This window comes from Microbacterium sp. HSID17254 (assembly GCF_003989315.1).
Classification (GTDB): domain Bacteria; phylum Actinomycetota; class Actinomycetes; order Actinomycetales; family Microbacteriaceae; genus Microbacterium.
In genome coordinates this window covers 1-18,541 of the sequence record NZ_RBLT01000040.1, presented here as the reverse complement: position 1 = coordinate 18,541, position 18,541 = coordinate 1, and the positions used below count along the sequence as shown (strand labels likewise).

Genomic DNA, 18,541 nt, shown 5'->3' with positions numbered 1-18,541 from the left:
GCCGGCTGCGCGATAGAGTTGGGCGAGTCCGACGACCTGCAAGGAGCACCCGTGGAAATCCGCATCGGCATCATCAACACCGGCCGCGAGCTGAGCTTCGACACCGCTGCCACGGCGGACGAGGTCCGCACCCAGGTCTCCGCGGCACTCGAGCAGAGCGCCTCGCACCTGAGCTTCGCCGACGTGAAGGGCAACTCCTACATCGTGCCGACCGCGAACCTCGCCTACATCGAGCTGGGCACCGAGGAGTCGCGTCGCGTGGGCTTCGTCGCCTGACCCGCGCATGTACATCCTCCTCGCCCTCGTCGGCGCCTGCGTGCTCGGGATCGCCGCGCACTTCCTGATCGGCGGTCGCGAGCTGCGCGGCGTCGCCCTCGCCCCGGCGATCGCGACGGCCGTCTCGGCGATCGTCTACACGAGCCTGCAATGGGCCGGCGTGGGCGAGGACAGCGTCTGGCTGTGGCTCGCGAGCATCCTCGGCGCGGTGGTCGTCGCGGCGCTGGCGACCACGGCTCTCACCGCAGGGCGTCGACGCGGCGACGCACAGCAGCGAGCCGCGCTCGGGATCTGACCTAGGACGCGAGGCCCATCGCATCCATGCGGCGGGCGTGCGCTCCCATGAGCTCGGTGTACACCGGCTCGATGCGGGCCTCCTCCACGGCGAGGAGCTCCGGCCGCAGGGCCGCACGGCAGACGAGGATCGTGTCCCCCACGAGGCGTCGCGCCCACATGGACAGCAGCGAGCGCCACTCCTCGTCGCTCTCGATCGTCTCCTGGATGATCGCGACGATCTCGTGGCGCGCATCATCCTCGCGCAGGATCTCGGCGACCCGCCGCCCCGTCTCGCCGTAGCTCGAGGCGAGCGCGAGGTAGAAGTCGTCGAGCATGCCCGCCGTGATGTAGACCGCGAGCAGGGTCTCGCGCGGGCGCGCCCCGATGGTCTTGCGCCGGAACGCATCCAGGTGCTCGCGGAACGGGAGCATGAGCTGCGTCGGGTCCTGGCCGCGTGCCGCGATGATGTCGACGATGCCCCGGTGCTTGGTGAGCGCGGCACCGGCGGCCCGGGACAGCGACTCCTTCTCGGCCAGCTCGGGAGTCGCGCGGATGAGCCGCGTCAGCGTCTCGAAGTACCCGAGCTGGAGGTAGGCCGCCTGGCCGAGGAACCGGTCGAGCTCGGGCGCCAGCTCCGCGAAGTCGACACGCGTCGCATCGCTCTGCTCGCCGCGGCTGCGCAGCGCCAGGGTGCGTCGCGGCGCGGCATCGCGCTGCCAGAACCACTTAACCACGAGGTGTTCCTCCCGAGTCGGCCACGTCGTTCACAATACTCGGGCGACGGCGTCCTCCCTGCCCGGAGCCACCCCTCCGGTAGGCTGGGCGTGTCCCCGCCGTCGGAGCGGGGCCCCGCGCCTGTGGCACACGAGACGGCGTGGCTCCGTTTACGAGGCGATCGCGAGGTCGCCGGACAGGCATCTGAACACAGTGACAAGTTTCGCCGAACTCGGCATCGACCAGGACATCGTCGACGCACTGGCAGCGAAGGGCATCGTCGATGCCTTCCCCATCCAGGAGCAGACCATCCCCCTCGGCCTCCCCGGCCAGGACATCATCGGGCAGGCCAAGACCGGTACCGGCAAGACCTTCGGCTTCGGCATCCCGGTCGTGCAGCGACTCGGGAAGGACCCGGAGCCGGGCGTCAAGGCCCTCATCGTCGTCCCCACCCGCGAGCTCGCGGTGCAGGTCTACGAGGACATCGACCTCCTCACGAGCAACCGCTCCACGAGCGTCGTCGCCATCTACGGCGGCAAGGCCTACGAGGGGCAGATCGACCAGCTCAAGGCCGGCGCGCAGATCGTCGTCGGCACGCCGGGTCGTCTCATCGACCTCGCCGGCCAGCGCCTGCTCGATCTCTCGAACGCGACCGAGGTCGTGCTCGACGAGGCCGACAAGATGCTCGACCTCGGCTTCCTCGCCGACATCGAGAAGATCTTCCAGAAGGTGCCGGCGGTGCGGCACACCCAGCTGTTCTCCGCGACCATGCCCGGCCCGATCGTCGCGCTCGCGCGGCGGTTCATGACCAACCCCATCCACATCCGCGCGAACGATCCGGACGAGGGTCTGACGCAGGCGAACATCAAGCACCTCGTCTACCGCGCGCACTCGCTCGACAAGGACGAGGTCATCGCGCGCATCCTGCAGGCCGAGGGGCGCGGCAAGACCGTGATCTTCACGCGGACCAAGCGCGCGGCCCAGCGCCTCGTCGACGAGCTCACCGACCGCGGCTTCAACGTGGGCGGCGTGCACGGCGACATGGGCCAGGACCAGCGCGAGCGCTCCATGGCCGCGTTCAAGGCCGGCAAGAAGGACGTGCTCGTGGCGACGGATGTGGCCGCGCGCGGTATCGACGTGGATGACGTCACGCACGTCATCAACCACACGATCCCCGACGAGGAGAAGACCTACCTGCACCGCGCGGGACGCACCGGCCGCGCGGGGAAGACCGGCATCGCCGTCACGTTCGTCGACTGGGAGGACCTGCACAAGTGGGCCCTCATCAACCGCGCCCTCGAGTTCGGCCAGCCCGAGCCCATCGAGACCTACTCCTCGAGCCCGCACCTCTACACCGACCTCGACATCCCCGAGGGGACGAAGGGCCGGCTCGTGAGCGCGCCGAAGAAGGAGGCGGTCAAGACCGAGCGCTCCCGTCGCCCGGAGCGCGCTGCCGACGCCGCCGCCGAAGGGACCGGGGAGGGCGGCACGCGCCGCCGTCGCCGCCGCCGGACGGGTTCCACGCCCGTCGGCTCGACCTTCGCCGAAGGGGCGACCGAGGGCGGGTCCGCCGAGGGCTCGGCCGCGGAGACCGCCGACCGGGGCGCCGAGGGCGCCGGCACGCACGACGGCGCCGGCAAGGAGCACCACGACGGCAAGCCCGCTCCCGCGCGTCGCCGCCGCCGTCGTCGCGGCGGCTCCGGCAGCGGAGCCGCACCCGTCACGGGCGCCTGATCCGCATCATCGTCGTCCGAGGGGCGCCGCACGGTCTTCCGTGCGGCGCCCCTCGTTCTGCAGGAGCGCGGCCGGGACCTGCGGCGGGTAGACCCAGGCGACGAGCACGACCGAGATGATCATCAGCAGGAACCAGGAACTGAGCTTGCTCAGCGACACCGGCTGCCATCCCTCCGCCTGGTCCGGGTAGGCCCAGGCGCCCGCCCACGTGCCGATGTTCTCGGCGAGGTAGATGAACACCGCGACGCCGGCGAACACGACCAGGAGCGGAAGGCGGATGGTGCGGCGCCACACGCGCGCGTGCAGGATCGTGGGCAGCCAGAGCACGACCACGGCGGCGAGGAGCACCCACCGCGCGTCCCACCACCAGTGGTGGGTGAAGAAGTTGATGTAGATCGTCGCCGCCAGCACGGCCGTCATCCACCGCCGCGGATAGCGGGTGAACCCGAGGTCGAACAGCCGGTACACCCGCACCATGTACGAGCCGACCGCCGCATACATGAAGCCGCTGAACAGCGGGACGCCGCCGATGCGCAGGATGCCGTCCGCGGCGTACGCCCAGGAGCCGACGTCGGTCTTGAACAGCTCCATCGCGGTCCCCGTGATGTGGAAGAGCACGATCACCCAGAGCTCCCGTCCGCTCTCCAGCCGGAACACGAGCATCGCCACCTGGATCAGGACGGCCGCGATCGTCAGGGCGTCGTTGCGGGCGAGCGCCGCGTCGTCGGGATACCAGAGGCGGGCCGCGATGATCACCACCAGGAGCGCCGCGCCGAACACGCACGCCCACGCCTGCTTGAGCACGAACACGACGAACTCGGCGAGTCCGGCGCGGAAGCCCGTCGTCGGCACCGCGCGGAGGAGACGGCGGGCGGCCGCATCGACGCGGCGCTCCAGGGAGGTGGCACGTTGCATGCCTCGGACCGTAGCGGTCGGGGTCGACAGAACGCCGGGAGACCGCCGACAGTCCGCCGGGCTCAGGGACGCCGCGGTGGGGTACCCGTGGCCCGGTCGATGATGCGGGCCACCATGTCCTCCGTGGTGGTGTTCTCCCCCGGCACGTTGGGCTTGCCCGTGCCGTGGTAGTCGCTGGACCCGGTGACGATGAGGTCGTGCCGTTCCGCCAGCTCGCGAAGGAGCCGCTTGCCGGCGGCCGTGTTCTCTCGATGGTCCACCTCGAACCCGGCCAGCCCGGCGTCGAGCAGCCGCTCGATGTACGGCATCGGCATCATCCGATCGCGGCCCGCCGTCACGGGATGCGCGATGATCGCCACGCCTCCCGCCTCGGTGAGCAGTCTCACGGCGGTCAGCGGGTCCGGCGCGTAGTGGGGCTCGTAGTAGCCCTCCCTCGGGTGCAGGATGCCGTCGAAGGCCTCCCCCCGATCGCGCACGATGCCGCGGGCCACCAGGGCATCGGCGATGTGGGGACGGCCGACCGTCGCGTCGAGCGTGGTCTGGGCGAGGACGTCGTCCCAGTGCAGGTCGTAGTCGCGGCCGATGTTGCGGACGATGCGCTCCGCGCGCCCGATCCGGTCGTTCCGGATCCGGTCGGTCTCGGCCCGCAGCGCCGCATCCTCCGGATCGAAGAGGTAGCCGAGCACGTGCACGCTGCGCCATTCGTGCTTGGCGGAGAGCTCCATGCCCGGAAGGAAGGTCATACCCAGGGCGACGGCGGCGTCGCCGGCCTCCGCCCAGCCGGTGGTGCGGTCGTGATCCGTGAGCGCCGCGGTCCGCACCCCGTGCCGATGCGCCTGTCTCATGACCTCGGCGGGCGCCTCAGTGCCGTCGGAGTGGTTGGAATGCAGGTGCAGGTCGGCGGGACCGGCGGGCGGAACGGGCATCCTCCGAGCGTACCGAGCGCCGACGCGCGTGGCGCGGAATCCCGGACACCGATCGCGGCGACGAGCCGGTCCTGAGGCAGGGACTTCACAGGCGGCGCTTCTAGGCTGGACGGGATGTTTCGACTCCTGGGGATCCTGCTGACCGTCCTGTTCGCGATCGCGACGGCGGTCGTCGTGTGGCCGCAGTTCTTCCGCCTCGAGCAGACTTACCCGTTCGCTCAGCTCGTCGCCGCCCGCGGCCTCGTGCTCGGCGGCTTCCTGGTCATCGCGGTGCTGGCGCTGCTGCTCCTGCTCGCCCGGCCGTTGCGGGGCTTCGCGGCGTCCATCCTGATCGTCGCGCTGCTCGGTGCCGCCGCGACCGGCGTGATCGGGGCGACGCGGGGGTTCGGCGTGGCCGCCCTCCCCGAGCGGACCGACACGAGCCTGCGGGTGCTCACCTGGAACACGGCGGGTGAGGCCGTCTCCGCCGAGCAGATCGCCCGGGAGATCCTGGAGCAGGAGGCCGACGTGGTGGCGCTGCCCGAGACCACCGAGGAGGTCGGCGAGCGGATCGCGCTCATGCTGCGCGAGCAGGGGCATCCCATGTGGGTGCACCACGTGCAGTTCCGCCCGGACGTGGAGGACGGTCCGCAGTCGTGGCAGACCACCGTGCTCGTGGCTCCGGAGCTCGGCGAGTACTCCGTCATCGAGTCGTCGAAGGACGGGAGCAACAACACCGGATCCGTGCCCAGCGCCGTGCTCATGCCCATCGACGGCGATGGCCCCACGATCGTCGCCGTGCATGCCGTCGCGCCGCGCATGGAGGAGATGCAGCAGTGGCAGAGCGACCTGCAGTGGATCGCCGACCAGTGCCCCGCCGGTGACTTCATCCTCGCCGGCGACTTCAATGCGACCGTGGATCACATGGCCTCCCTCGGCATCGACGGCGGCGACATCGGGTACTGCCGCGACGTCGCCTCCCGGACCGGCAACGGGATGTCCGGCACCTGGCCGAGCTCGTTCCCCGCTCTCGCCGGCGCCCCCATCGACCACGTGATGGCGTCGGCCAACTGGCGCCCCACGGGCTCCGCCGTGCTCGACGACGCCGGGGGCAGCGATCATCGCGCCCTCATCGTGCAGCTCGAGCCGGCCGGCTGATCACGCCGGGGGCCTCCAGGTGAGAGACTGGACGGATGAGCACCGGAGAAAACGACACGATCGCTGACGAGACCGTCGAAGCCCCCGTCGAGAACAGCTCGACCAACCGCAAGCAGCCCTTCCCGCAGGGCTTCCTCGACACCATCTCCACCGGCTGGGCCGAGCGTCCGGAGACGCTGCCCGCGCCGCGCGCCCAGGCTCCGTACGCCGAGCGCCGCCGCGCCGCCGTCTCGGCCGCGTTCCCCGGCAAGCGCCTCGTGATCCCCGCCGGCTCGCTCAAGCAGCGCAGCAACGACACCGACTACGTCTTCCGCGCGCACTCCGCCTTCGCGCACCTCACCGGCTGGGCCTCCGACGCGGAGCCGGACTCGGTGCTCGTCTTCGAGCCGACGTCCGACGGACACGACATCACCCTGTACTTCCGCGAGCGCGCCGACCGCACCACGACCGAGTTCTACGCCGACGCTACCGTCGGCGAGTTCTGGATCGGCCCGCGCCCGTCGCTGGCCGGCGTCGCCGCCGACCTGCAGGTGGCCACGGCGCACCTGCACGAGTTCGCCCCGGTCGACGGCGAGCTCGTCCTCGACGAGGACGAAGCCCTCACGCGTTTCGTCTCCGAGCTGCGCCTCATCAAGGACGACTTCGAGATCGCCGAGATGCGCCGGGCCGTGGCGATCACGGCGCAGGGCTTCGACGACATCATCCGTGAGCTCCCGGCCGCGGTCGCGCACGCCCGGGGCGAGCGCGTCGTCGAGGGCGTCTTCCACCGCCGCGCCCGCGAGGACGGCAACGGCGAGGGCTACGACACGATCGCCGCGTCCGGGCCGCACGCGTGCTACCTGCACTGGACGCGCAACGACGGCACGGTCGTGCCGGGAGACCTCATCCTCGTCGACGCGGGCGTGGAGGCGGACAGCCTCTACACCGCTGACATCACCCGCACGCTGCCGGTGTCCGGGACGTTCACGGACGTGCAGCGCCGCGTCTACGAGACCGTGCGCGAGGCCGCCGACGCGGCTTTCGCAGCGGCGAAGGTCGGTGTCCGCTTCCGTGACGTGCACGCCGCGGCGATGGCCGTGATCGCCGAGCGCACCGCGGAGTGGGGCCTGCTCCCGGTCACCGCCGAGGAGGCCCTGGACGCGGACAAGGGCGGCCAGCACCGGCGCTACATGGTGCACGGCACGTCGCACCACCTCGGCATCGACGTGCACGACTGCGCGCAGGCGCGCCGCGAGATGTACTACGACGGCATCCTCACGCCGGGCATGGTCTTCACGATCGAGCCGGGGCTGTACTTCCAGATCGACGACCTCACGGTACCCGCCGAGCTGCGCGGCATCGGCGTCCGGATCGAGGACGACATCCTGATGACCGAGGACGGCCCGGTCAACCTCTCCGCGGACATCCCGCGCACGGCCGACGAGGTCGAAGCCTGGATGGCGCGACTGCAGGGCTGACGACGGGAGGGAGTGGGGCCGCGGCCCCGCTCCTCACCCCCGCAGCGTGCTGACGAAGGCGTCGACCACGGGCGCCAGGTCCGCGGCGACGTCCGCCGGCGGCCGCCGCCGGCCCTTCACCTCGAAGGAGTGGCCGCCACCCTCGACCCAGTGCACCCGCGCGTCGTGACAGGACGCGACGGCCTCCTCGAGCTGGGCGATCGGCTGGATGAACGGGTCCGCGGTGCCCTCCACGAAGAGCTGCGGGACGGTGATCGAGGGGAGATGGGCGATCCGCGGCTTGTCCGGACGCCCCGGCGGGTGGAGCGGGTAGCCGAGGTAGACGAGGCCGTCCACGACGAGCCCCTCTGCGACGGCCAGGGACGCCATGCGCCCGCCGTAGGACTTCCCGGTCGCCCACACGGCCGCATGCGGCGCCCGTGCACGGGCTTCGGCGACCGCGGCCTCCCACGTCGCGACCGCGTGGGCGGCGGGACCGGGCATGCGGCGCCCCTGCTCGGCGTACGGGAAGGAGAAACGCAGCGTCGAGTAGCCGAGTGCGGCGAGGGCCCGGTCGAAGCCGACGAGGAACGGGTGGTCCTTCCCCGCTCCGGCCCCGTGGGCGATCAGCACGACGTCATCGCGGGTGCCCGGCGTCCAGTCGGCGGACACCGGGGTCGTGCCGGCGGGCAGGACGACCTCGATCCGGACGGCGGAGGGCTCCGGGGTCACCGCACGGATCCGGGGGTGCCGGTCTCCGGGTCGGCGGGCCGCGGCGGAAGACCGGGCTCAGGAGCGGGAGCAGGCTGAGGAGCCGGGCCTGGCTCAGGGGCCGGAGCAGGCTCAGGGGCCGGAGCAGGCTCAGGGGCCGGAGCAGGCTCAGGGGCCGGAGCAGGAGCGCCCTGCGGGATCCGCTCGCCGTACTTCGGCGGCTCGTCCAGGTTCACCGGAGGACGCACGGGGGCGACCCGCTGCGCGCCGAGGACCTGCCGCGCCTTCGCCAGCGACCCGGGCTGCACGGTCACCTCGTAGTGGTCCGCGGCGAACTGCGTCACACTCGCGAAGTCACGGCGGCGACGCACGATGGCGTAGGTGACGAGACTCAGCAGCATGCCCACCGCGACGCCGATGAGGACGAAGCCGACGAACAGCTGGATCGGCACCTCCGGGTTGCCCAGCACGAGGATCGCCGACAGGAAGAGGCCGATGAGCACCCCGTTGATCGCTCCCGACCGCGCGGCCGCGGCGTAGCCGAGCCGTCCGGTCACCCGCTCGACCGTCCGCACGCTCTGCCCGACGATCGCGATGTCGCGCGCAGGGACCTCTCCGGCGATCAGCTTCGACACCGCCTTCTGCGCGCTCTCGTAGTCGCGCATGGAGGCGACGATCTCACCGGTGTCCGTGCCGCTCGCGGGGCGATTCAGCATGCTCATCCGGCTATTCTTCCACGTCGTGCCTCGCGGCCGGCCGAGCGACCGCCCCGACAGCCGCCCCGGCACGCCGCGGGCTACGCTGGTCGAGTGAGCACACAACGGGTTTTCGCCGCGCGCCTGGCAGGGTGCGCCGTCTTCGATCCCGTCGGCGACCGGCTCGGCAAGGTCCGGGACGTCGTCGTCGTGTATCGAAGTACCGCGGCCCCGCGCGTGATCGGACTGGTCGTGGAGATCCCCGGCCGGCGCCATGTGTTCCTCTCGATCGGCCGGGTCACGTCGATCCGGTCCGGGCAGGTCATCACCACCGGCCTCATCAACGTGCGGCGCTTCTCTCCCCGCGCCGGCGAGGTGCGCGTCCTCGCCGAAATGCTGGGCCGGCGGGTGAGTCTGACCGACGGCAGCGGCACCGCGGTGATCGAGGACGTGGCGATCGAGCCGAACCGTCTCGGCGAGTGGGCGATCAGTCAGCTCTTCCTGCGCCGCCCGAAGACCGGCGCGTCGCCGTTCGCCAAGGGCCCGACGACGTTCGCGGCCTGGGGCGAGGTCACCGAGGAGCACGCACCGGGCGAGTCGCAGTCCGCCGAGCAGCTCGTCGCCTCGTACTCCGAGCTGCACGCCGCGGATCTCGCCAACACGCTCCTCGACCTCCCGCAGCAGCGGATGATCGAGGTCGCGGAGGAGCTCTCCGACGATCGCCTCGCCGACGCCCTCGAGGAGATGCCGGAGGACGAGCAGGTGCACATCCTCGACCGCCTCGGCGAGGAGCGCGCGGCCGACATCCTCGATCAGATGGAGCCGGACGACGCCGCCGACCTCCTCGCCCAGCTTCCGCCCACCCAGCTGGAGGAGTTGCTCCAGCGGATGGAGCCGGAGAAGGCGGAAGACGTGCGGATGCTGCTGCGCTACGGTCCCGACACGGCCGGCGGTCTGATGACCCCGGAGCCGATCATCCTGTCCGCCGACGCCACGGTCGCCGAGGCCCTGGCGCTCATCCGCCGCCACGAGCTGCACCCGGCCCTGGCGGCAGCGGTGTTCGTGACGCTCCCACCGTTCGAGACGCCGACCGGGCGGCTGCTCGGCCTCGTGCACTTCCAGCGGATGCTGCGCTATCCGCCGCACGAGCGGCTCGGCGCCATCCTCGACGACAGCCTCGAGCCGGTGCCCGTCACCGCCTCCGCCGCCGAGGTCGCCCGCATGCTCGCCAGCTACGACCTCGTCTCCCTGCCCGTGATCGACGCGGCCCACCGCCTCGTCGGCGCGATCAGCATCGACGACGTCCTCGACTACCTGTTGCCGGACGACTGGCGCACGCACGACAGCGACGACGTCGCCCCGCCCGTGACGGAGGCGCGCTGATGGCACGCAAGGAGCGGGCCGCCCGCCTCGACGCGCCAGGACGGACGAGCACCCGCCCCCGGTCGACCTCGCGCGACCGCTTCGGACGCTTCACGGAATGGGTCGCCCGTGCCATGGGCACGCCGGCGTTCCTCGTCATCCTCAGCCTCTTCTGCATCCTCTGGATCGGCTGGAACACGCTCATGCCCCGCGAGGTGCGCTTCGACGACGCCGCGCTGGGCTTCACCGCGCTCACCCTCATGCTGTCGCTGCAGGCCTCGTACGCCGCGCCGCTGATCCTCCTCGCGCAGAACCGCCAGGACGACCGCGACCGCGTGCAGATCGAGCAGGACCGGCAGCGCGCCGAGCGCAACCTCGCCGACACCGAGTACCTCGCCCGCGAGATCGTCGCGCTGCGGATGTCGCTGGAGGAGCGCAACGCGCAGGTGGTCACCCGCGACGTGCTGCGGCAGGAGCTCCGTGCCCTGCTGGCTGAGCTGGGCGACGCCGAGGAGAAGCCCGCAGGCGGCACCGCCTCATGACCGCGGCCGAGAGCGTCAGAGCCGCGGTGGCGGCGGTGACCGACCCCGAGCTGCGGCGGCCGATCGGCGACCTCGACATGGTGCGCGACATCACGGTCGAAGACGGCGTGGCGCACGTGGGCATCGTGCTGACGATCGTGGGGTGCCCCGCCGCCGACCGCATCGAGCGCGACGTGCGCGGCGCCGCCGCCACGGTCCCCGGGGTCACGGGCGTCGAGGTCGAGGTGGGCGTGATGACCCCGGCCGAGCGCAAGGCCCTCACCGAACGGCTCCGCGCGGGTCGCCCCGCCCGGCACATGCCGTTCGGGCCCGATTCCCTCACCCGCGTGATCCTCGTCTCCAGCGGCAAGGGCGGCGTCGGCAAGTCGACCGTCACCGCGAACCTCGCCGTCGCCCTCGCCGATCAGGGCCTCGCCGTCGGCCTGGTGGATGCGGACGTGCACGGCTTCTCGATCCCCGGTCTGCTCGGCATCCCGGCCGGCACGCAGCCGACGCGCATCGACGACCTCATGCTGCCGCCGGTGGCCCACGGGGTGAAGACCATCTCGATCGGGATGTTCCTGCGCGACGGGGAGTCCGTCGTGGCCTGGCGCGGACCGATGCTGCACCGCACGGTCTCGCAGTTCCTCACCGACGTCTTCTTCGGCGATCTCGACGTCCTGCTCATCGACATGCCGCCCGGCACCGGGGACATCGCCATCTCGATCGGGCAGCTCCTCCCCCACGCCGAGGTGCTCGTGGTCACCACGCCGCAGGCGGCGGCCTCCGACGTGGCCATCCGCAGCGGACTCGTCGCCCGTCAGACCGGTCAGCGGGTGATCGGCGTGATCGAGAACATGTCCGCGTACACCCTCCCCGACGGCACCGTCATCGACCTGTTCGGTGCGGGCGGCGGAGCGGCGGTCGCGGAGGCCCTGTCCGCGCCCGACGCGCCGGTCCCCCTGCTCGCCTCCATCCCGCTCAGCCCGGCGCTCCGCCAGGGCGGGGACGAGGGCGTCCCGGTCGTCACCTCGGCGCCGGACGACGCCGCCGCGCAGGCGATCCGCACGATGGCCGCTGCCCTCGCCCGACGGGGCCGGGGCCTGTCCGGCCGCTCGCTGCCCATGTCGATCGGATGAGCACGCGTGGGAGGATGGACGGATGCCGCACCGCTCCGTGACCGTGGATGAGGGACTGCTGCGGAGGATGGCGCGCGACGCGGCCGTCTACGCGCTCACCCGTCCCGTCGCGATCGTGATGTGGGTCGCGCTGGCGGCGGGACTCGTCCTCTCCGTCTTCACCCTCAACGACCTCCTCTCCACGGGAGCCGAGGTCAGCGCGATCGTCGCCTGGATGCCCGTGGTCACGGTGGGACTGGGCGCCTACGCGGTGCTCCTGACCACCTCGAGCGCCCGGCGCGCCGTGCGGGCCGCGATGCCGGTGGAGAGCGTCGTGTGGGTCGCACTCGAAGAGGATCGGCTGCAGCTGGGAAGCGATCGTCGTCGTTCCGAGATCCCCTACGCCACGTTCCAGAGTCTCCGCGTCGGACGGGACGCCGTGATCTTCAAGGTGCGCGACGCCTCCGTCGCCACCGCCATCCCGCGCTCGCTCTTCAGCGACGAGGAGCTGGCGACCCTGCGGACGCGGATCTCCTGACCGGACGGCTCAGGTCGCCTCGCTGTCGAACGGCGGGCGGTCCTCCGCGCTGAAGGTCGGCGGCGCGGTGCGCGGGGCCACCGGCTCGGCGATCGTCGCCGTCGCCTGCGCGGGGGTCGCGGGCTCCGGCTCCTCGAGGAGGGCGTCGCGGATGATCCGCCGGGGGTCGTACTGGCGCGGGTCGAGCTTGCGCCAGTCCACGTCGTCGAGTTCCGGTCCCATTTCCTCGCGCACACGGGACTTCGTGTCGCGGATGTACTCGCCGGCCCTGCGCACGATGCTCGCGAAGGCCTCCGCGGCACGCGGCAGACGCTCGGGGCCGATGATCAGCACCGCGATCAGGCCGATGAGCAGCAGCTTCTCGAAGGTGAGGCCGAACGTCATGTGACCAGGCTACCGCCGCGCCTGCGGGCTCTGCGCGCGGTGAGCGAATACCCTGGACACATCAGCCATGCACGCAGGGAGAGGCAGGTCATGAGCGAGCACGACGCCAACGCGCGCTTCCTTCGCGAGTCCATCGTCGAGCCGGAGACCATCGCCCGCGCTCGCGCCCACGCCGTGGAGCTGGGAGCGGCCCCGATCAGCGCGGTCGTCGGCTCGCAGATCGCCGTGCTCGCCGCCGCCGGAACGGCGCGCTCCATCGTCGAGATCGGCACCGGCGCCGGCGTCTCCGGACTCTGGCTGCTGCGCGGGGCCCCGAACGCGGTGCTGACCTCGATCGACAACGAGCCCGAGCACCTCGCCGCCGCCCGTCAGGCGTTCGCGGACGCGAAGGTGCCCGCCACCCGCGCGCGGTTCATCGCCGGCCGCGCGATCGACGTGCTCCCCCGCATGAACGAGGCGTCGTACGACATCGTCCTCGTCGACGCCGACCCCGAGAACGTCATCGAGTACGTCTCGCACGGTCTCCGCCTCGCCCGCACCGGCGGCCTGGTGCTCGTGCCGCGCATCCTCGCCGGGGGCCGGGTCGCCGACCCCGTTCAGCGCGACGACGTCACCTCCGCCTATCGATCGCTCGTCCAGGAGACGCAGGAATCCTCGGCGGTGCTGGCCACGGTCTCGCCCGCGGGCGAGGGCCTGCTGCAGCTGATCCGCCTCGACGACCGCGCCTGACCGGGTCCGCCGACGCGAAGAGGGCGAGGGATCCGCGGATCCCTCGCCCTCTTCGCGTCGCGCTGCAGCGGACCAGGTACGATCAGGCCGGGGCCACGACGGCACCGAGCACGTCGTGAAGCTCCTTGGCCTCGGCGTCGTTCACGGAGACGACCAGGCGGCCTCCTCCTTCGAGCGGAACACGCACGATGATGAGTCGTCCCTCTTTCACGGCCTCCATGGGTCCGTCTCCGGTCCTCGGCTTCATCGCTGCCATCGTGGCTCCCTTTCCTCCGGTGGTATGGGACGAGTTTATCGGGTGCGACCGCGCCGTGGACGTCACGGGACACAATCCGCTCCCCGGCGTCGTCAGGGCACCTGCCAGAACGTGCTGCCGAGGGCATACACGTGATAGATCCACACCCACTGGCCGACCAGGCACAGCGCCAGCACGCCCAGCCGCCACGCTCGTGAGCGCGGTACCGCCACCGCTCCCCACGCCGGGCTGAGCGGCAGCAGCAGGCGGAACGTGCTCGACTGCGGGAAGAACACCGCGAGCAGGTAGAGCAGGTAGCTCGCGCTCCAGAGACGGAGGTCGGGGCCGAGCGCGCGCACCTGCGGGGACAGCAGCAGCGCGGCGGCCGCCGCGACCACGAGCACGATGAGCGCGACCGGGCCCCAGCCGGCCGGCAGGCCCCACAGCTCGAACCAGAACTGCGATGCCTGCACCCAGCCCTCGAAGGGCACGAACCCCTCGACGCCCCCGGTGATCCAGTGCCGGCGCCAGGCGAGCTCGGTGGCGAGGTAGGCGCCGGGGTCCCCGGTCACGACACCGGCGATCACCTGCCACGCGAACCCGGTCGCCGTCGCCAGTGCGCCGAGGGCGACGATGTGCACGACCTCCCTGCCCCCGAGCGGATCCGTGCGACGGTGCGTCCAGCGGAGGATCCCGTGCAGGCCGAGGTACAGGGCGAAGGCGAGCACTCCGGGGCGGGTGAATCCCAGCACCGGGATCAGCACGTACAGCCAGGCGTAGTTCCGGCGGATCGTCGCGTCCAGCGCGAGGAAGAGCAGCAGCAGGAAGAGCGTCTCCGCGTAGCCGACCTGGAACAGGGCGCCCAGGGGGCCGGCGGCGAAGAAGACGACGGCCCACAGCGCCGCCGCGTTCCCGATGCGGTCGCGGAGCAGACGATGCAGGGCGAGACAGGCCAGGTAGCCGGCGACGAGCGCGAGCACGAGCGCTCCGGCGCCCCAGGAGCCGAACAGGAAGCCCAGCGCCTTCGCGGCGTACGCGAACACCGGCATGAAGGCCCACGCGTTCTCGGCCACCTCCCCGTCGTCGGTCAGCGGGAGGTCGGCGGGATAGCCGTGCACCGCTACCTGCCAGTACCACTGGGCGTCCCATCCGAGGACGAAGTCCACGAGCCCGGCGTCGCCGCCGAAGCGCGAGAACACCGTGGACAGGGAGGCCGCGGCGATGAGGAATCCGGTCGTCACGACCCGTGCGAGGACGTAGATGATGCCGATGCGCAGAGCCAGCGGCATCCGCGCCCAGCGCCGTGCGAGCGTCAGTGCGACGTGAGCCATGCGCGCAGACCCCGCTCGACGGCGTCGATCTGGGCGAGCGGCACACGCTCCTCGTCGTGATGGGCGAGATGCGGGTCACCGGGCCCGTAGTTCACGGCCGGGATGCCGAGGGCCGAGAAGCGCGCCACGTCGGTCCATCCGTACTTCGGCTGCGGCTCCGCGCCGACCGCCCCGACGAACCGGCGCGCGATGTCGGCGTCCAGCCCGGGGCGGGCGCCCTCGGCGGCATCCGTGATCTCGACGTCGAAGCCGGCGAGGACCGCCCGGACGTGGGCCTCGGCGTCGGCCGCGGACTTGTTCGGCGCGAAGCGGTAGTTGACCTCGACCTCGCAGGCGTCGGGGATGACGTTCCCGGCGACCCCACCCGCGATGCGGACCGCGCTGAGCCCCTCCCGATAGAGCAGGCCCTCCACCAGCACCTCCCGGGCCCGGTACTCGGACAGCCGGGTGAGGATGGGCGCCGCGCGATGGATCGCGTTCTCGCCGATCCAGGCCCGGGCGCTGTGCGCGCGGACGCCCGTGGTCCGCACGATCGCCCGCAGCGTGCCGTTGCACCCGCCTTCGACCTGGCCGTTCGACGGCTCCCCGAGGATGGCGAAATCGGCCTGGAACAGGTCAGGACGCGCTGCGGCGAGAAGCCCGAGGCCGTTCAGGGAGGCCGCGACCTCCTCGTTGTCGTACCACATCCAGGTCACGTCGATCGCGGGGTCGGTGAGCTCGGCGGCGAGCTTGAGCTGCACCGCGACCCCGGCTTTCATGTCGACGGTGCCGCGACCCCACAGATACGGCACGCCGTCGATCTCGATGTCGCGCGTGGGCAGATTGTCGTTGAGGGGCACGGTGTCGATGTGCCCGGCGATCGCGACGCGCTGCGCCCGACCGAGATCCGTGCGGGCGACGACCGTGTTGCCGTGTCGGATGACCTCCAGGTGCGGCAGACCGGACACGGCCTCCTCGATCAGGTCGGCCAGTGTCTTCTCGTCGCCGGAGACACTCGGGACGTCGCAGATCGCGCGGGTGATGTCGGCGGAGGACGCGGTCAGATCGAGCACCATGCCCCCAGCCTACTGATGCCCGTCATGCGGGACGGGACACCGTCGTCGGCGCGATACCGTGGAGGCATGAGCGACGCACGATCTGTCTGGGGATTCGGCCTGACGACCACCGCGAGCGACGGCACGGTCCTCGACGCGTGGTACCCGGAGGTCCGCTCGTCCGCGCCGTCCGAGACCGAGGTCGCCGCCGCGCGCACCGCGCTCGACGCACAGACCGGTCAGGACGAGCGCCGCGACGTCACCCTCGCGGTGGTCGAGCTCACGATCGATCTGGACGCCGCCCCGGTCTCCACCGCGGACGCCTATCTGCGTCTGCACGCGCTGTCGCACCTGCTCGTGCGGCCGAACGCCCTCAACCTCGACGGCATCTTCGGTCATCTGCCGAACGTCGCCTGGACGAATGCCGGCCCGCTGCTCCCCGCCGATGCCGCGCGCCTGCGTCCGCAGCTCCAGCGCGCCGGGATCCAGATCCAGGGCCTGGACAAGTTCCCTCGTCTCACCGACTACGTGCAGCCCGCCGGGGTGCGCATCGCCGACGCCTCGCGCGTGCGGCTCGGCGCCCACCTCGCCCCCGGCACCACGGTCATGCACGAGGGCTTCGTCAACTTCAACGCCGGCACCCTCGGCGCCTCGATGGTCGAGGGGCGCATCTCGCAGGGCGTGGTGGTCGGCGACGGCAGCGACATCGGCGGCGGCGCCTCGATCATGGGCACCCTCTCCGGCGGCGGGTCGCACCGCGTGTCGATCGGCGCCCGCACGCTTCTCGGCGCGAACGCCGGCATCGGCATCTCCCTCGGCGACGACTGCGTCGTGGAGGCCGGGCTCTACGTCACCGCAGGGACGAAGATCGTGCTCGCCGACGGTCCCGCGACGGCCGACGGCGGACGGAAGACCGTCAAGGGCGCCGACCTCTCGTGCCAGGACGGCCTCCTCTTCCGTCGCAACTCCCTCACGGGCGCCGTCGAGGCGGTCCGCCGCGCCGGCGTCGGCGTCACACTCAACGAGGCGCTCCACGCCTGACAGCCCGCCTGCAGCCTTCGACCGGTCTCCGCTGGTAGACTGGCTCCGTTGCCCGCGCCGCCGGCCGGTCAGCATCGTCGTCGTCTAGGGGTCTCCGAGGACCGAAGCGAGCGCCCGCGCTCCCCTCTCCAGCCCGAACTGGCCATTCGCACGGCGAACGGACGCGCACTCGCTGCGTCTTCGCCCACCTCACCCCACTATCCCGCGCCGTTCTCGTGCGCTGACGGAGTTCTCTGCATGCCTTCCTTCCTCGATCTCGGCGTTCCCGCCGAGCTCGCCACCGTTCTCGCCGCCTCCGGAAAGACCGAGGCGTTCGCGATCCAGCGCGACACCCTGCCCGACTCGCTCGCCGGCCGTGACCTCCTCGGTCGCGGACGCACGGGCAGCGGCAAGACCATCGCCTTCGCGCTCCCGCTCGTCGCCCGCCTGGCGGCCTCCGGCCACAAGCGCCGTTCCGGCCTGCCCCGCGGCCTCGTGCTCGCCCCCACCCGCGAGCTCGCCACCCAGATCGCCGCGACCGTCGCCCCGCTCGCGGAGGCCGTCGGCCTTCGGGTCACCACCGTGTTCGGCGGCGTCAGCCAGCGTCCGCAGGAGCAGGCGCTGCAGGGCGGCGTCGACATCGTCGTCGCCTGCCCCGGCCGTCTGGAAGACCTCATGAAGCAGCAGGTCGTGCGTCTCAGCGCGATCGAGGTCACCGTGCTCGACGAGGCGGACCACATGGCCGATCTCGGCTTCCTCCCCGGCGTCACCCGCATCCTGTCGGCGACGCCCGCCGACGGTCAGCGCCTGCTCTTCAGCGCCACGCTGGACCGCGGCATCGACACCCTCGCCCGCCGGTTCCTCACGAACGCCGTCAGCCACGAGGTCGACGAGGCGAGCGTGCCGGTCGGCGAGATGACCCACCGGGTGCTCGTCGTCGACTCCCCCGAGAACAAGACCGTGCTGGTGCGCGATCTCGCCTCGGGCACCGGCCGTCGCATCCTCTTCACGCGCACCAAGCACCAGGCGAAGAAGCTCGCCAAGCAGCTCACCGCCGCCGGGATCCCCGCCGTCGACCTGCACGGCAACCTGTCGCAGAACGCCAGGGAGCGCAACCTCGGTGCCTTCTCCACCGACCCGGCCGACGGGGGCGTCCGCGTCCTCGTCGCGACCGATGTCGCGGCGCGCGGTGTGCACGTGGACAACGTCGACCTCGTCGTCCACGTCGACCCGCCCGTCGAGCACAAGGCCTACCTGCACCGCTCGGGCCGCACGGCTCGCGCCGGCGCCGCCGGCACGGTCGTCACCGTGGTCCTGCCCGAGCAGCGCCGTGACGTGAAGGATCTCCTGCGCAAGGCCGCCATCACCGCACCGCTGGAGAACCTCACCGCCGACGCCGTCACCGAGCTCGTCCCCGACCGGGCTCCGCACGTGCGCCCCGCTCCCCCA

Annotated in this window: 21 protein-coding genes; 12 read left to right on the top strand and 9 right to left on the bottom strand. The window is 71.8% G+C overall.

All coding sequences use genetic code 11. From position 1 onward, the window contains the following. Positions 1-51: 51 nt before the first annotated feature. Positions 52-276, top strand: a complete 225-nt coding sequence (locus tag D8M34_RS15535; protein ID WP_025102974.1) for a DUF3107 domain-containing protein — start codon at positions 52-54, stop codon at positions 274-276. A gap of 7 nt (positions 277-283) precedes the next feature. Then, positions 284-571, top strand: coding sequence for a hypothetical protein (locus D8M34_RS15530; protein ID WP_126894436.1), 288 nt, complete (start codon positions 284-286; stop codon positions 569-571). Between the two features lies 1 nt (position 572). Here D8M34_RS15530 and D8M34_RS15525 read toward each other — a convergent pair whose 3' ends face one another. Further along, the gene (locus tag D8M34_RS15525) at positions 573-1,286 is read right to left on the bottom strand and encodes a ferritin-like fold-containing protein (protein WP_060923156.1); all 714 of its coding nucleotides are present in this window, start codon (positions 1,284-1,286) and stop codon (positions 573-575) included. A 193-nt stretch (positions 1,287-1,479) separates the two neighbouring features. On the opposite strand from D8M34_RS15525, the gene D8M34_RS15520 reads away from it, so the two are divergent. Continuing rightward, positions 1,480-3,000 (top strand): DEAD/DEAH box helicase, encoded by a 1,521-nt coding sequence (locus D8M34_RS15520; RefSeq protein ID WP_126894435.1) that lies wholly within the window; start codon positions 1,480-1,482, stop codon positions 2,998-3,000. 6 nt (positions 3,001-3,006) lie between these two features. Here the strand turns inward: D8M34_RS15520 and D8M34_RS15515 are convergent, their stop codons facing one another. Together D8M34_RS15515 and D8M34_RS15510 are read right to left on the bottom strand one after the other, a co-directional pair. Further along, positions 3,007-3,915 (bottom strand): DUF817 domain-containing protein, encoded by a 909-nt coding sequence (locus D8M34_RS15515; RefSeq protein ID WP_126894434.1) that lies wholly within the window; start codon positions 3,913-3,915, stop codon positions 3,007-3,009. Positions 3,916-3,977: 62 nt separating this feature from the next. Then, positions 3,978-4,841 (bottom strand): PHP domain-containing protein, encoded by an 864-nt coding sequence (locus D8M34_RS15510; protein ID WP_126894433.1) that lies wholly within the window; start codon positions 4,839-4,841, stop codon positions 3,978-3,980. A 114-nt stretch (positions 4,842-4,955) separates the two neighbouring features. On the opposite strand from D8M34_RS15510, the gene D8M34_RS15505 reads away from it, so the two are divergent. Both D8M34_RS15505 and D8M34_RS15500 read left to right on the top strand, forming a co-directional pair. Then, on the top strand, positions 4,956-5,978 hold the full coding sequence (locus D8M34_RS15505) for an endonuclease/exonuclease/phosphatase family protein (protein ID WP_025102968.1): 1,023 nt from the start codon (positions 4,956-4,958) through the stop codon (positions 5,976-5,978). Between the two features lie 35 nt (positions 5,979-6,013). Next, a complete protein-coding gene (locus D8M34_RS15500; protein WP_062633672.1) occupies positions 6,014-7,435 on the top strand; it encodes an aminopeptidase P family protein in 1,422 nt (473 codons plus the stop codon). Positions 7,436-7,468: 33 nt separating this feature from the next. Here the strand turns inward: D8M34_RS15500 and D8M34_RS15495 are convergent, their stop codons facing one another. After that, positions 7,469-8,146 carry an alpha/beta hydrolase family protein gene (locus D8M34_RS15495; RefSeq protein WP_126894432.1) on the bottom strand — a complete coding sequence of 226 codons (678 nt, stop codon included), beginning with the start codon at positions 8,144-8,146 and terminating at the stop codon, positions 7,469-7,471. Further along, positions 8,143-8,847, bottom strand: a complete 705-nt coding sequence (locus tag D8M34_RS15490) for a general stress protein (RefSeq protein WP_238695679.1) — start codon at positions 8,845-8,847, stop codon at positions 8,143-8,145. The genes D8M34_RS15495 and D8M34_RS15490 overlap by 4 nt, the downstream gene beginning before the upstream one ends. 87 nt (positions 8,848-8,934) lie before the next feature. On the opposite strand from D8M34_RS15490, the gene D8M34_RS15485 reads away from it, so the two are divergent. The 4 genes from D8M34_RS15485 to D8M34_RS15470 are packed head-to-tail and all read left to right on the top strand — an operon-like array spanning position 8,935 to position 12,359. Continuing rightward, complete coding sequence (locus D8M34_RS15485) at positions 8,935-10,203, top strand: magnesium transporter MgtE N-terminal domain-containing protein (protein ID WP_126894431.1); 1,269 nt, start codon at positions 8,935-8,937, stop codon at positions 10,201-10,203. Beyond that, positions 10,203-10,724 (top strand): DUF1003 domain-containing protein, encoded by a 522-nt coding sequence (locus tag D8M34_RS15480; RefSeq protein WP_025102963.1) that lies wholly within the window; start codon positions 10,203-10,205, stop codon positions 10,722-10,724. The genes D8M34_RS15485 and D8M34_RS15480 overlap by 1 nt, the downstream gene beginning before the upstream one ends. Continuing rightward, complete coding sequence (locus tag D8M34_RS15475; RefSeq protein WP_062766417.1) at positions 10,721-11,842, top strand: Mrp/NBP35 family ATP-binding protein; 1,122 nt, start codon at positions 10,721-10,723, stop codon at positions 11,840-11,842. Before D8M34_RS15480 ends, D8M34_RS15475 begins: the two co-directional genes overlap by 4 nt. A 22-nt stretch (positions 11,843-11,864) precedes the next feature. Continuing rightward, positions 11,865-12,359 carry a YcxB family protein gene (locus tag D8M34_RS15470; protein WP_025102961.1) on the top strand — a complete coding sequence of 165 codons (495 nt, stop codon included), beginning with the start codon at positions 11,865-11,867 and terminating at the stop codon, positions 12,357-12,359. Positions 12,360-12,368: 9 nt separating this feature from the next. On the opposite strand, the gene D8M34_RS15465 is transcribed toward D8M34_RS15470, so the two are convergent. Continuing rightward, on the bottom strand, positions 12,369-12,743 hold the full coding sequence (locus tag D8M34_RS15465; RefSeq protein WP_025102960.1) for a twin-arginine translocase TatA/TatE family subunit: 375 nt from the start codon (positions 12,741-12,743) through the stop codon (positions 12,369-12,371). A 90-nt stretch (positions 12,744-12,833) separates the two neighbouring features. Here D8M34_RS15465 and D8M34_RS15460 point away from each other — a divergent pair, with 90 nt between their 5' ends. After that, a complete protein-coding gene (locus tag D8M34_RS15460) occupies positions 12,834-13,472 on the top strand; it encodes an O-methyltransferase (protein ID WP_025102959.1) in 639 nt (212 codons plus the stop codon). A gap of 82 nt (positions 13,473-13,554) precedes the next feature. Here D8M34_RS15460 and D8M34_RS15455 read toward each other — a convergent pair whose 3' ends face one another. The 3 genes from D8M34_RS15455 to dapE form a co-directional block, all read right to left on the bottom strand. After that, positions 13,555-13,728 (bottom strand): DUF3117 domain-containing protein, encoded by a 174-nt coding sequence (locus tag D8M34_RS15455; protein WP_071328210.1) that lies wholly within the window; start codon positions 13,726-13,728, stop codon positions 13,555-13,557. A 92-nt stretch (positions 13,729-13,820) separates the two neighbouring features. Beyond that, positions 13,821-15,038 (bottom strand): hypothetical protein, encoded by a 1,218-nt coding sequence (locus D8M34_RS15450; RefSeq protein WP_126894430.1) that lies wholly within the window; start codon positions 15,036-15,038, stop codon positions 13,821-13,823. Continuing rightward, positions 15,020-16,093, bottom strand: a complete 1,074-nt coding sequence (gene dapE / locus D8M34_RS15445; RefSeq protein WP_126894429.1) for a succinyl-diaminopimelate desuccinylase — start codon at positions 16,091-16,093, stop codon at positions 15,020-15,022. The genes D8M34_RS15450 and dapE overlap by 19 nt, the downstream gene beginning before the upstream one ends. A 66-nt stretch (positions 16,094-16,159) precedes the next feature. Here dapE and dapD point away from each other — a divergent pair, with 66 nt between their 5' ends. Then, on the top strand, positions 16,160-17,113 hold the full coding sequence (gene dapD / locus D8M34_RS15440) for a 2,3,4,5-tetrahydropyridine-2,6-dicarboxylate N-succinyltransferase (protein WP_126894428.1): 954 nt from the start codon (positions 16,160-16,162) through the stop codon (positions 17,111-17,113). Between the two features lie 237 nt (positions 17,114-17,350). Next, positions 17,351-18,541 (top strand): DEAD/DEAH box helicase (locus tag D8M34_RS15435; RefSeq protein ID WP_148113063.1); only part of this gene is annotated, 1,191 nt, incomplete at its 3' end.